The sequence below is a fragment of the Kitasatospora sp. NPDC022785 genome (genome assembly GCF_055561295.1).
Genome location: NZ_JBVHHB010000001.1, coordinates 530,789 through 543,612 on the forward strand (window position 1 = coordinate 530,789; position 12,824 = coordinate 543,612).

9 protein-coding genes are annotated in these 12,824 nt (G+C 73.0%); 5 read left to right on the plus strand and 4 right to left on the minus strand.

The window, feature by feature from the left end:
- Window positions 1-109 precede the first annotated feature (109 nt).
- Together ACZ3YO_RS02310 and ACZ3YO_RS02315 are read right to left on the minus strand one after the other, a co-directional pair.
- Window positions 110-1,972, minus strand: coding sequence for a CocE/NonD family hydrolase (locus ACZ3YO_RS02310; RefSeq protein ID WP_465563691.1), 1,863 nt, complete (start codon window positions 1,970-1,972; stop codon window positions 110-112).
- Between the two features lie 271 nt (window positions 1,973-2,243).
- Complete coding sequence (locus ACZ3YO_RS02315; protein WP_465563694.1) at window positions 2,244-3,206, minus strand: hydrolase; 963 nt, start codon at window positions 3,204-3,206, stop codon at window positions 2,244-2,246.
- A gap of 304 nt (window positions 3,207-3,510) precedes the next feature.
- On the opposite strand from ACZ3YO_RS02315, the gene nicT reads away from it, so the two are divergent.
- Window positions 3,511-4,632 carry a Nickel transporter NicT gene (gene nicT, locus ACZ3YO_RS02320; protein ID WP_465563697.1) on the plus strand — a complete coding sequence of 374 codons (1,122 nt, stop codon included), beginning with the start codon at window positions 3,511-3,513 and terminating at the stop codon, window positions 4,630-4,632.
- A gap of 184 nt (window positions 4,633-4,816) precedes the next feature.
- Here the strand turns inward: nicT and ACZ3YO_RS02325 are convergent, their stop codons facing one another.
- Entirely contained in the window at window positions 4,817-5,803 is a 987-nt protein-coding gene (locus tag ACZ3YO_RS02325) for a LuxR C-terminal-related transcriptional regulator (RefSeq protein ID WP_396319196.1), read from the minus strand.
- A gap of 342 nt (window positions 5,804-6,145) precedes the next feature.
- On the opposite strand from ACZ3YO_RS02325, the gene ACZ3YO_RS02330 reads away from it, so the two are divergent.
- The 3 genes from ACZ3YO_RS02330 to ACZ3YO_RS02340 all read left to right on the plus strand — a co-directional run bounded on the left by ACZ3YO_RS02330 (window position 6,146) and on the right by ACZ3YO_RS02340 (window position 9,785).
- Window positions 6,146-6,328 carry a hypothetical protein gene (locus ACZ3YO_RS02330; RefSeq protein ID WP_465563700.1) on the plus strand — a complete coding sequence of 61 codons (183 nt, stop codon included), beginning with the start codon at window positions 6,146-6,148 and terminating at the stop codon, window positions 6,326-6,328.
- Between the two features lie 37 nt (window positions 6,329-6,365).
- Window positions 6,366-6,641, plus strand: coding sequence for a hypothetical protein (locus tag ACZ3YO_RS02335; protein ID WP_465548317.1), 276 nt, complete (start codon window positions 6,366-6,368; stop codon window positions 6,639-6,641).
- Window positions 6,642-7,355: 714 nt separating this feature from the next.
- Window positions 7,356-9,785, plus strand: a complete 2,430-nt coding sequence (locus ACZ3YO_RS02340; protein ID WP_465563703.1) for an endonuclease/exonuclease/phosphatase family protein — start codon at window positions 7,356-7,358, stop codon at window positions 9,783-9,785.
- 72 nt (window positions 9,786-9,857) lie between these two features.
- Here ACZ3YO_RS02340 and ACZ3YO_RS02345 read toward each other — a convergent pair whose 3' ends face one another.
- A complete protein-coding gene (locus tag ACZ3YO_RS02345; RefSeq protein ID WP_465563706.1) occupies window positions 9,858-10,811 on the minus strand; it encodes an SGNH/GDSL hydrolase family protein in 954 nt (317 codons plus the stop codon).
- A 323-nt stretch (window positions 10,812-11,134) separates the two neighbouring features.
- Here ACZ3YO_RS02345 and ACZ3YO_RS02350 point away from each other — a divergent pair, with 323 nt between their 5' ends.
- A complete protein-coding gene (locus ACZ3YO_RS02350; RefSeq protein ID WP_465563709.1) occupies window positions 11,135-12,790 on the plus strand; it encodes an FAD-binding dehydrogenase in 1,656 nt (551 codons plus the stop codon).
- Window positions 12,791-12,824 lie beyond the last annotated feature (34 nt).

Sequence of the window (12,824 nt, forward strand, 5' to 3'; positions counted from 1 at the left end):
CAATATCGGTAAAGATATAAGGATTGCTTTCTGCTCCTGCGCTGCCCGCACGGGGGCGCCGGGCCGGAGAGCACACAGGGGCCCGGCGCCCCCGCCCCGGCGGGTCGGGCTACGTCGCGCCACGGGGGATCTGCTGCTGCCAGTCGCGGGTGAAGACGACGTCGCCGGCTTCGAGGGCGGTCAGGCGGGTGTGGGCGAGGAAGTGGGTGGGGGTGCAGCGGAGTTCGGTCCGGGTCTGGAGGGTGACGTCCCAGCCGATGGCGGGGCGTTCGAGGCGGACGGTGAGGTCGGTGCGGGCCTGGGCGCTGGTGGGGGTGGCGCTGAGGATGCGGTACGCGGTGACGGTGTGCTCGTCGCGGACCAGGCCGTCCGCCTGGGTGCGGGTGCCGTCGGTGGCGGGGGAGAGCTCGGTGCGCCACTCGTGGCGGGCGATGTCGTGGATGGTGAGGCGCTCCGGGCGGGCGGTGAGCGGCTCGGTGGTGTGCACGGGCGGCGGGAGCGGGAGGGTGGGCGAGGCGAATGTGACGGGCGCGGCGCCGGAGTCGGCGGCCAGGTGGCGGACGGGGAGGGTCAGGGTGCTGCGGGAGGGGTCGAGGCCGAAGCCGGCGGGCTCGGGATCGGGCCAGAGCCACGGCCAGTAGGTGGAGGAGAGGGCGAGCCTGAGGCGGTGGCCGGGCGGGACGGTGTGGCCGGCGGCGGCCAGCTCGACGGTGACGTCCGGCGTTTCCGGGGAGGTGACGAGGGCGCCCCGGGTGACCAGGGTGGAGGTGCCGTCGGGGGCGACGTCGCAGAGGCGGGCGACGACCAGGCCCGCGACGGCCGAGGGGCGCAGCCGCAGCCGCAAGGACGGGGCACCGAGCAGTTCGAGCGGTTCGGGCAGTGGCTGGGAGTCGAAGCAGACGGAGCGTCCGTCCTCCTCCCGCTGGTCCGGCGCCCGGTCGGCGGGGCGGCCGAGCGGGATGTAGGCGCCGGCGTTGAGCCCGGTGTGCTGGGGGGAGCGGACGGGGACGTAGCGGTCGTCGGAGGCGGTGCCGGCGGTGCGCAGCGGCCCGTCGAGGCCGTAGTGGATGTCGCGGACGTCGGGGGAGGGCCAGGCCTCCTCGCCGGTCCAGCGGGTGCTGATCCAGCTGCGCAGGACGGGGGTCTTGAGGGCGCCGGTGTCGATGTCCCGGAGCCAGTGGTCCCACCAGCGGAGCGTCTCGGGGAGGATCTCGTCGGGCAGGCCGTGCGGCCAGGGGCCGAGGACGGCACGGACCGGGACGGGGCCGGAGGAGAGCAGGCGCAGCAGCAGCGTGCAGGACGGGTCGCCCCAGCCGGCGACGGCGAGGGTGGGGACCGTGGCGGTGCCGGGCGGGTCGTCGGGCGGGGCGTCGGCGATCCAGCCGGGGAGGGCGGGTTCCAGGGCGGCGAGCCGTTCCTGCCACCGGGGCCGCCAGTCGTCGCCGAGGTACTGCGGGTCGGGTGGGCGGGCCGCGTCGGCGAGGTGGGCGGTGGCACGGGTGTGCAGGTCGGCGGCGGGGACGGCACCGCCGGGGCGCAGGCCGGTCTCGGGGCAGGCGGCGACGACGGCGTGGACGGCGTCGGGGGCGTGGGCGGCGAGCCGCAGGGCGGTGGCGGCGGCGGGGCCGGTGCCGAGCAGGCCGGTCCGGCCGCTGGACCAGGGGCGGTCGGCGAGCCAGGCGAGGACGGCGGCCCCGTCGGCGAGTTCGGTGGCGTCATCGGGTGCGCCGCCGGAGTTGCCGTGGCCGCGCCGGTCGACCCGGACGCAGGCGTAGCCGTGGCCGGCGTACCAGGGGTGGCGGCGGGCGTCGTCGGTGGCGGTCCAGTCGGTGAGGCGCCCGGTGGAGTACTCCAGCAGCGCGGGCACGGGGTCGTCGGTCACCGGGCGCCAGAGACGGGCGTACAGCTCGGTTCCGTCGGGCAGGGGGACGCGTACGTCCTCCCGGAGGGTGCGGTAGGGGTACGAGGGCATGGCCGCTCCCATCGGGTCCCGGGAGTCCCGGGTCGGCGGGCGCCCGGGTGGGGCGGGGTTCCCGCTCGGCGGGCCACGGTGCGGGGCGGGCCGGGTGGCCCGCCCGCGCCGCAGGCGTCAGCATTCCGACCCTAGGGGAGGATGCCGCCGATTTCCTGGTGAGCCGGGGTTCCCGGGCCCACCGGAGCCGCCAGGCCCACCGGAGCCGCCCGGCCCACTGGCGCCGCCCGGTCGGCCGGAGCTGCCCGGTCGACCGGGGTCGGCCCCGTCGTCACGCCTTGCTGAGCCAGGAGGTGGCGTTCAGGGCGAGGGCGGCGTCGGTCCCGGCCGGGTCGTCCCAGCCGTTGAACAGCTTGTTGCCGCTCTGGCCGGTGCCGTCGTCGATGGGCGAGCTGTCGCCCCAGATGGCGACCCGGCCGCTGCCGTAGGTGCTGGTGACGAAGAACGCGCCGGTGTTGCCGCTGGAGCCGGTCCGGTAGACCAGGCCCTTGACCGTCGGGTTGTCGGCCGGCTTGAGGGTGAAGGTGGTGCCGTTGCGCAGGATCGAGCCGGTGACGGTGCCGAAGGGGCCGTGCAGGACGGGGTCGGTGGCGGAGTCGGCGGCGCGCGGGTTGTCGGTGGTGATGTTGAGCAGGTCGACCGAGAACCCGAAGGGGTCGTTGTTGTTCACCCCGTTGTTGGTGAGCAGGTCGTTGATGATCGCGGGGGAGTCCCAGCCGTCGTTGTTGCGGTCGCTCTGGGTGTGGTCGGAGATGAGGAAGAGCCCGCCGCCGTTCTGGACGAAGCGCATCAGGGCGGCCTTCTCGGCCGAGCTGAACCGGATGTTCGGCTCGGGGATCACGAAGGTGTCGAAGTTGGCCAGGTCGAGCGCGGCACCGGTGCCGTAGCTGATGGTGGAGCCGGCCGGGAGGGTCTTGAGGCTGTACTGGCCGGTCTTCTGGAGGGCGACGCCCCAGGCGGAGAGGGCGCCCGTCCAGCTCTTCTCGGTGGTGGGGTTGGCGTTCTGGGCCAGCGGGTCCGGCTGGGCGCTGGAGATGATCCAGTCGGCGTTGCCCGCGGTCTCGGCCTTGCTGTTGTCGAACAGCACGCGGTGGGGGGTCGCACTGACGGCGGCCGTGGTCGAGGTGGTGGCGACGGCGGTGGGGGTGGCCGAGGCGGTGGGGGCGAGGCCCGTGAGGCCGGCCGCGAGGAGGGCCGGGGCGGCCAGGGCGGCGGCCGTTCGAATGCGGATCATATGCCGTTCCTCCGTGGGGAGTTGAGGGTTCGGCGCCCGATTATTCGCGCGTAGAACTTGAGTATCCGCGCGTAGACGGGGTGGTGAAAGGCTTGGGAGGTTACGGGTATTTGTACGGTGCATGACGATCTCTGGGAGGGTGTGCGCCTTTCCCGGTCGCCCCCTCCGGCGGCCTTGCGCGCCCTCCTCGCGCGCCCCTTCGCATTCGTTCGCCGCCCACCTGTAATTGCGCATGACTTGCAAGTACTTCACTGCCGGGGGAAAGATGGCCCAGCTCCGCACGTTCCCCCGAAAGGACGACACGATGTCCAGCGCCGCCGCAGGTGCCACCGCCGTCAGATGGCGCGACCGGCTCACCCGTGAGGAGTGGATCCGCCTGGCAGGCATGGGCGGCTTCATCCTCGCTCTGCACGTGATCGGCTGGTTCACCCTGCTCGCGGTCATCGCGCCCGAGCACTACGACGTCGGCGGGCAGGTGTTCGGCGCCGGCATGGGCCTCACCGCCTACACCCTCGGCATGCGGCACGCCTTCGACGCGGACCACATCGCGGCCATCGACAACACCACCCGCAAGCTGATGGGCCAGGGCAAGCGCCCGCTCTCGGTCGGCTTCTGGTTCTCGCTGGGCCACTCGTCGATCGTCTTCGGCCTCTGCGCGCTGCTGGCCTTCGGGATCAAGTCCCTCGCCGGACAGGTCGAGACGGACGACTCCACCCTGCACGAGGCCACCGGCCTGATCGGCGTCACCGTCTCCGGAACGTTCCTGCTCCTGCTCGGCCTGATCAACCTGGGCGCCTTCAACGGCATCCTCAAGGTGTTCCGCAAGATGCGGGAGGGCGAGTACGACGAGGCCGAGCTGGAGGCGCAGCTGGAGAAGCGCGGCTTCATGAACCGCATCCTGGGCCGCGTGACCAGGGCCGTCACCAAGCCGTGGCACATGTACCCGGTCGGCCTGCTCTTCGGCCTCGGCTTCGACACCGCGACCGAGGTCTCGCTGCTGGTCCTGGCCGGCGGTGCGGCGGCCTTCCAGCTGCCCTGGTACGCCCTGCTGGTGCTGCCGGTCCTCTTCGCGGCGGGCATGAGCCTGCTGGACACCATCGACGGCTCGTTCATGAACTTCGCCTACGAGTGGGCGTTCTCCAAGCCGGTCCGGAAGATCTACTACAACCTGACCGTCACCGGCCTCTCGGTGCTGGTCGCGCTGGTCATCGGCTCGATCGAGCTGATCGGGCTGCTCGGGGAGAAGCTGGACATCACCAGCGGGCCGGTCGCCTGGATCGGCGAGCTGGACCTCAACCTCGTCGGGTACGCCATCGTCGCCGTGTTCGTGCTCACCTGGGCGGCGGCCATCGCGTACTGGAAGCTCGGCAAGGTCGAGGAGAAGTGGTCGGCGGGGCTGGCCGCGGCGGCCACCGAGTCCGACTAGGTCCTGCGCGGCGAGAGATGGGTCCTGCGCGGCGCGACGAGGGCCCGCCGGCCCGGTGAACCCCGGGCCGGCGGGCCCTCCGCCGTTTCCGCGGCGGACGCGGCGTTCCGGGGGGCGCGGCGGGTGCCGCAACGGCCGTGGCGGCTTCCGGACGGGATGCGGCGGAGCGGGGGCGGGGGCCCGGCTACAGCCAGCCGCGCTGCGCCGCCTTGAGGCCGGCCTCGAACCGGCTGGTGGCGTCGAGCCGCTCCATCAGGGCGGACATCTGGCGGCGGACGGTGCGGACCGAGATCCCGAGCCGCTTACCGGCGGCCTCGTCGGTCAGGCCCGTCCCGAGCAGCCGGAGCAGGTCGCTCTCGGCCGGGGTGAGGCCGGTGTCGTGGTGGGTGGGCTGGTCGTCGCCGAGCGGCACGGCGGTGGCCCAGGCCTGTTCGAACAGGGCGACGAGCGAGGCGACCAGCCCCGGCTCGCTGGTGCAGAGCGCCCCGAACCTGGTCCGGGTCGGGTCGATCGGGACGACGGCGGTGTGGCGGTCGAACACCAGCAGCCGCGGCGGCAGCAGCGGCGCCGTCCGGACCTGGCCGCCGAGCCCGGTGAGCCACTGCGCGTACGCATGGGTGGCCTGGTCGTTGCGGACGCTGTCCTGGTAGAGCGTCCGCATGACGACGCCGCGCGCCAGCGCGTCCTGGTCGAGCGGACGGGCGGCGTCCATGCTGGCCTGGGACTGCGCCCCGCCCGAGATCGCGGCGAGGAACTCCTCCTGCAGGTCGCGCGCCAGCGTTTCGAGCTTGACCTGGATCGCGTCCATCCCGACCAGCCGCTCGGTGGCCTCCGAGGTGGTGTTGGGCAGGAGGTCCGCGTAGGCGGCGACGGCCTGGGCGACGGCGGCCTTGCTGGCGACCAGCTCCTGCTGGCGGCGGGCGAGGTCGTCCTCCTGACGGCGGATCACGGCCTCCAGACCGACCGCCGGGTTGACCGGGCGCAGGGCGCCGAGGACCTCCTGGGAGGGGCGCAGCAGCGTCAGGTCCGCGAGCTGGTCGAGGGCCTCCCGGACGGCGGTCTCGGAGAGGGCGAGCCGGTGGCACAGGTCGGCGACCCGGCACCCGGGCTCGGCCAGCATGGCTGCGTAGACAGCTTCCGCCGTCGGGTCCAGTCCCAGTGCCTCGAGCACGCTTCCCCCCGGACTCGGCGATGGGCGGCCCGGCCGAGATGGCCGCCTGCGTGATTCTCACAGTTCGCACATGTGTGTGCAAGGCGATCTGACGATGCATCGGTGGGGCGGAGCGGGCGGGGCGGGCGGACGGGGCGGGTGGGGTGGCGACATGCTGCCTGGCCGGATGATGCCTCGGGGAAGGTCTTCCGGGGTGCTGGTCCGGACCAGCAGGATGTGAATCGCCGAGCTGCGGGGGCGCCGGGCCCCGCAGCCGGTGGGGCGGCGGGGGACCAGACCGCCGTCCGCTCGAAGCCCGGCGGACGAACAGACTGACGAACCATCACACAGGGGGTTGTTTCCATGCGGATCACCGCTCGCGTTCTCGGTGTCCTCGCGGCTGCGGCAACGGTGGCCACGCTCGCTCTGCCGGCCGCCACCACCTCCGCGGCGCCGGCCGCGGCTCCGGGCGTGTCCGCGGCGGGCGGCGCCGGCAGCGGAGACCCGACCGACCCGGGCAGCATCAGCTGGGACGACTTCAAGTGACCGACGCCGTCGGCGCCGGACCCTTGAACCGACCCCGATGCACATCGTCCGCCTGACCCTCACAAGCCCCGACCGGCAGCTGTTGACCGATGCGGACGCCCACGTCCTGAAGGACGTGCTCTGGGCCCATGCCGATCCCGGCGGCGGCCTGGAGCACGTCCAGTCGAGGGCCGGCCGGGACTCGATCGACCTCGTCGTCTTCACCAGCGGGGGGAGCGGCGACGACGCTCCCGCCCATTCGCTGGCCATGTGTTCCGCGGCCCTCTCGTGCTCCCCGGCTTTCCAGTCCTGGCGCGTTTCCGTCGCCGGCTGAAGTCGCCGGCTGAAGTCATCGGCTTCGGCTGAAGTCACCGGCCGAAATCGCCAGGCTGAAGTCGCCGGCCGAAATCGTCGCGGCCGAAACCCTCCCGGCAGGCCGGAATTCCGCAGGCCGTCCTTTTCCGGTGACCGGTCACGGGTGGGGTTCCTCCGGCCCGGCGGGCGGAAGGCGTCGGAGAGGCCCGCCGGGCGTGCGAAACGGGCGGCTGCGCCGCCACCGGTCCGCACCGCCGGCGGCATCGGTGACCTGGCGGCGGTGGGATTCGGACCCGGGGCAGACCGGAAGGCCCTGCCTCGGCAAGGGCACCGGCAATGGCCTGAGCTCCCGCACCGAGATCGGCTCCGGCGGCTGGCAAACGGGGGTCGGACGGCGTCGGCCGGGCGGGGTTCGGTGCGGCGGGCCCGCAGGCTGGGAGACTTTCCCGGCCTGCGGGCCCGCCGCTGTGCGGGCGTCAGAGCGGCCGGTGGTACCGAAAGTTCACCACCGGGGGCTTGTCGCGTCATTTTCTACGCGCGTATCTTGAGCGCTGCGGGGGGCGCTTCTCGACTCCCGTGCCTTTTTCTACGCGAGTAGCGCACGGTGTGCGCCTGCCCCACCCACACTCTGACCCACCCTCACGGCCCGGCGGCCCCACGTCCGCCGGGCGAACGTGCCGCCCCCGTTGCCGTGCCGCCGTGCGCCCACGGCAGACCAAGGAGTCCCGCCCAGGTGACCACGTCCCCCGCTCCCCGCACCCGCTCGCGCCGCGCGCTGCTCCGTGCCACCCTCCTGCCGGCCGGCCTGGCCGCCTCGCTGGTGCTCGTCCCGCTCCCGGCCGCCGTGGCCGCGCCCTCGGCCGACGCGGTGATCGCCGAGGTGTACGGCGGCGGTGGCAACTCCGGCGCCACGCTGAAGAACGACTTCGTCGAGCTGGCCAACAAGGGCGGCGCCGCCTTCGGCCTGGACGGCTGGAGCGTCCAGTACATATCCGGCACCCCCGGGGCCAGCACCCAGTGGGGGGTCACCCCGCTGACCGGCGCGATCGCCCCCGGCGGGCGCTACCTGGTCGGCGAGGCGGCGGGCGCCGCCGGCACCGTCGACCTGCCCACCCCGGACGCGGCCGGCTCGCTGGCCCTCTCCGGCACCAGCGGCACCGTCGCCCTGGTCCGCGGCACCGACCCGCTGACCTGCAAGACCGCCGCCGACTGCGCCGCCGACCCGCGCGTGCGCGACCTGGCGGGCTTCGGCACCGCCGTGGTCCACGAGGGCTCGGCCTCCGCCGCCGGCGCCTCCAACACCGCCTCGGTGGCCCGCCGGGCGGGCCTCGCCGACACCGACGACAACGCGGCCGACCTCGCCGCCGGCGCTCCCACGCCGACCAACAGCAAGGGCGAGGTCGCCGAGGGCACCACTCCGACCGGGCCGACCGAGCCGGGCACCGTCCGGATCCACGACATCCAGGGCACCACCCGCCTCTCCACCCGGACCGGCAAGACCGTCGCCGGCGTGCCCGGCATCGTCACCGGCGTGCGCGGCTACGGCTCCAAGGGCTTCTGGATCCAGGACCCCAACCCGGACGCCGACCAGGCCACCAGCGAGGGCATCTTCGTCTACACCGGCAGCGCCACCCCGGCCGTCAAGGTCGGCGACTCGGTGCTGGTCACCGGCAAGGTGACGGAGTACTACCCGAGCTACAGCGGCGGCTCGCAGTCGCTGACCCAGCTGACCAACCCGGCCGTCACCGTGGTCTCCTCCGGCAACCCCCTGCCGGCGCCGGTCGTCGTGGACACCCGCAACATCCCCGGCACCTACACCCCGCAGGCCCCGGCCGGCGGCACCATCGAGTCGCTCCCGCTGAACCCCGAGAAGTACACCCTCGACTTCTACGAGTCGCTGGAGGGCATGCTCGTCGAGGTCAAGGACGTCCGCGTGGTCCAGGCGACCGACAAGTACAACGAGCTCTGGGTCGCCGCCGACAAGCAGGACCAGAAGAGCCAGCGCGGCGGCGTGCTCTACGAGTCGTACGCCGAGCCCAACGTCGGCCGCCTGATGGTGCAGCAGCAGGCGCCCGTCATCCGGCAGCCGTTCCCGGTCGCCAACGTCGGCGACGTGCTGACCGGCACCACCAGCGGCCCGCTGGACTACAACCAGTTCGGCGGCTACACCCTGGTGGCGGGCGCCCTCGGCGCGCTCCAGGACAACCACCTCCAGCGCGAGGTGACCGCCCCGGCCACGGACCGCGAACTCACCATCGCCACCTACAACGTGGAGAACCTGGCCCCCGGCAACCCGGACTCCAAGTTCGCCGAGCTGGCCCAGGCCGTCGTCACCAACCTGCGCTCGCCCGACGTCGTCGCCCTGGAGGAGATCCAGGACAACAACGGGGCCGCCAACGACGGCACGGTGGACGCGAGCGTGACGGTGGCCAAGTTCATCGCCGCGATCAAGGCGGCCGGCGGCCCCGCGTACGACTGGCGCTCGATCGACCCGGAGAACGGCAAGGACGGCGGCGAGCCCGGCGGCAACATCCGTCAGGTCTTCCTCTTCAACCCGCAGCGGGTCTCCTTCACCGACATCCCCGGCGGCTCCACGACCTCTGCGGTGGACGTGGCCGGCACCGGCGCGGCCACCGCGCTGACCGCCTCGCCGGGCCGGATCGACCCGGCCAACGAGGCCTGGGCCAACAGCCGCAAGCCGCTGGTGGGCCAGTTCTCCTTCCGCGGCAAGAAGGTCTTCGTCATCGCCAACCACTTCAACAGCAAGGGCGGCGACCAGGGCATCGACAGCCGGTTCCAGGCTCCGACCCGCAGCTCCGAGGAGCAGCGGATCAAGCAGGCCACCGTCGAGCAGGCGTTCGTCGCCAAGCTGCTGGCCGCCGACAAGGAGGCCAAGGTGGTCTCGCTCGGCGACTTCAACGACTACCAGTTCTCGCCCGCGCTCGCCGCGGTCACCAAGGACGGCGTGCTGCGCGACCTGGTGAACGAGCTGCCGGAGAAGGAGCAGTACTCGTACGTCTACCAGGGCAACTCGCAGGTGCTGGACCACATCCTGGTCAGCCCCGAGGTCGGGTACGCCAAGTACGACGTGGTGCACATCAACAGCGAGTTCGCCCGGCAGGCGAGCGACCACGACCCGCAGGTCGTCCGCATCAAGCCGTAGTGCCCGCGGCGTGACCGAGGGGGCGGTGACCGGGGTCTGGTCACCGCCCCCTCGGGGCTCTCCACGGCTGTGTCAGCGCAGCGCGGCGAGCACCGCGTCCGCCATCACCTTCTCGCCGGTGGCGTTCGGGTGGAACGGGACGGCCGGGGAGCCGGGCAGCGCACCCTCGATCCAGCGGTCGTCCGAGCAGACGTCGTGGCCGGCGGTCGGGGTGGCGGTGTCCACGTAGGTGGCGCCGTTGGCGGCCGCGGTGGACTTCAGCATGGCGTTCAGCCGGCCGAGGATGCCGTACATGTACTCGACGTCACCGGCGGTGACGGGCTGGCGGAGGAAGCACTTCGAACCGTCGGCGGGCAGCACGGAGGGGTAGCCCACCAGCAGCACCCTGGCCTTGGGGGCCTTGCTGTGGATGCTCTTCAGGGTGTCGGCGATCTGCGGCCTGGCGGTGGCGATCCGGTCGGCCAGGTCGTCGTTGCCGTACTGCCAGGACCAGCTGGACCAGTCCCAGTAGCCGTGGTGGAAGACGTCCTTGCAGGGCGTGCCGAGCGGGTTGACCACCGCGCCGGCGATGCAGACGCCGACCAGCTCGCCGAGGCCGAGGTCGGTGGCGCCGAGGTCGTTGCCGCCGATGCCGAGGGTCACCAGGTCGGTGTCGGCGGTGACGGCGTCCAGCTGGGGGTCGTTGACCCGGATGAAGGCGTCGTACTGCGGCTGTGTCATCGCCTTCACCTTGGCGGCGGCGCAGGTGACGTCGGTGTACGCGCCGGCCTTGAGGGCGGCGGCCACCAGGTGGCCGTAGTTGCGGTCCGACCGCAGGCAGAGGCCGGCGGACTGGCCGGGCACGCCGGCGCCGGCGGCGTAGGAGTCGCCGAGCGCCACGTAGTGGTGGGGCGCGGGGGTGGCGGCCTGTGCGCTGGTCGAGGTCAGGGCGAGCGCGGCGCCCAGCGCGGCGGCGCCGAGCAGGGCGGACTTCCGGGCCGGCCGGGTTTCGCGGGGGGTGGGGAGTTTCCGGGCAGGGCGGAGCACGGTTCCTCCTGGGGGAGAGAAACGACGGTGGGTGGGGGTCGTGCGAGCCGGGCCACAGCTACTACTCACAAGTAAGTTACTGTCAGGTTTCGCATGCGTCCAGACATTGCGCGGAAATTTCCGAAAAACCGTCAGAAGTATTTCCGAATTACGCTCCAGTGCGTATCGAAGGTATTTCCGAAACGACCCGGAGCGGAATTCACGCTGCTGCTTGTCACCGTCCCGACCCCGTCGGCGCGTGTTACCGACCGGTTGACGCCCCCCGTCGCAGGCCGCAGTATCGGGCGCACGCGCACCGCCGGAGCACCGATGGAGGACCCCGTATGGCCCTGGACGCCGACGTCATCGTCATCGGAGCCGGACTGGCGGGCCTTGCCGCGTCCGCCGAACTCGCCGACGCCGGACGGAAGGTGATCCTGCTCGACCAGGAGCCCGCGGCCTCCCTCGGCGGCCAGGCGCACTGGTCCTTCGGCGGTCTGTTCCTCGTCGACTCGCCCGAGCAGCGCCGGATGCGGATCCGCGACTCCCACGCGCTCGCCCGGCAGGACTGGCTCGGCACCGCGGGCTTCGACCGCCCCGAGGACGCCTGGCCGCGTCGCTGGGCCGAGGCGTACCTCGACTTCGCGGCCGGCGAGAAGCGGGCCTGGCTGCACGGGATGGGCGTGCGGTTCTTCCCCGTCGTCGGCTGGGCCGAACGCGGCGGGCTGCTCGCCGACGGGCCCGGAAACTCCGTGCCCCGCTTCCACATCACCTGGGGCACCGGGCCCGGCCTGCTCGAACCCTTCGTCCGCCGGGTCCGGGAGGCGGCCGCGCGCGGACTGGTCGACCTGCGCTTCCGCCACCGGGTCACCGGGCTCGCGGCGAACGCCGGGGTCACCGACACGGTGACCGGCGAGGTGCTGGTGCCCAGTGCGGTGGCCCGCGGCGAGGCCAGTTCGCGCGAGGTGGCCGGCTCCTTCGAACTGCGCGCCCAGGCCGTGATCGTCACCTCCGGCGGCATCGGCGGCAACCACGACCTGGTCCGCAAGGCCTGGCCCGCCCGGCTCGGCACCCCGCCCGACCGGATGCTCTCCGGTGTCCCCGCCCACGTCGACGGACTGATGCTCGGCATCACCGGCGAGGCCGGCGGCAACCTCATCAACGGCGACCGGATGTGGCACTACACCGAGGGCATCGAGAACTGGGACCCGATCTGGGCCCGGCACGGCATCCGCATCCTGCCCGGCCCCTCCTCCCTCTGGCTGGACGCGCGCGGGCACCGGCTGCCCGTCCCGCTCTTCCCCGGCTTCGACACCCTCGGCACCCTCGAACACCTCCGCTCCACCGGGTACGACCACACCTGGTTCGTACTCAGCCAGAAGATCATCGAGAAGGAGTTCACCCTCTCCGGCTCCGAGCAGAACCCCGACCTCACGGGGCGCTCCCTGCGCGGCGTCCTCGGCCGCGCCCTGCCAGGAGCCCCCGGCCCCGTCCAGGCCCACCTGCGGCACGGCCCCGACTTCGTGGTCGCCGGCAACCTGCCCGACCTCGTGCGCGGCATGAACGCCAAGACCCGCGAGGCGCTGATCGACCCCGACGAGCTGCGCCGCACCGTCGAGGCCCGGGACCGGCAGCTCGCCAACCCGTACGCCAAGGACCTCCAGATCACCGCCATCCACGGCGCCCGCCGCTACCTGGGCGACAAGCTGATCCGCACCGCCGCGCCGCACCGTCTGCTCGACCCGGCCGCAGCGCCGCTGATCGCCGTCCGCCTGAGCATCCTGACCCGCAAGTCGCTCGGCGGGCTGGAGACCGACCTCTCCGCCCGGGTGCTGCGGCCCGGCGGCGAGGTGCTGGACGGCGTCTACGCGGCGGGTGAGGCGGCCGGCTTCGGCGGTGGCGGCGTCCACGGCTACCGCTCCCTGGAGGGGACGTTCCTCGGTGGCTGCCTCTTCTCCGGCCGCACGGCGGGCCGGGCGGCGGCGGCCGCGACGGCGTAGGGCTCCAAGGGGTCGGGGCCCGCCCGACGCAGCG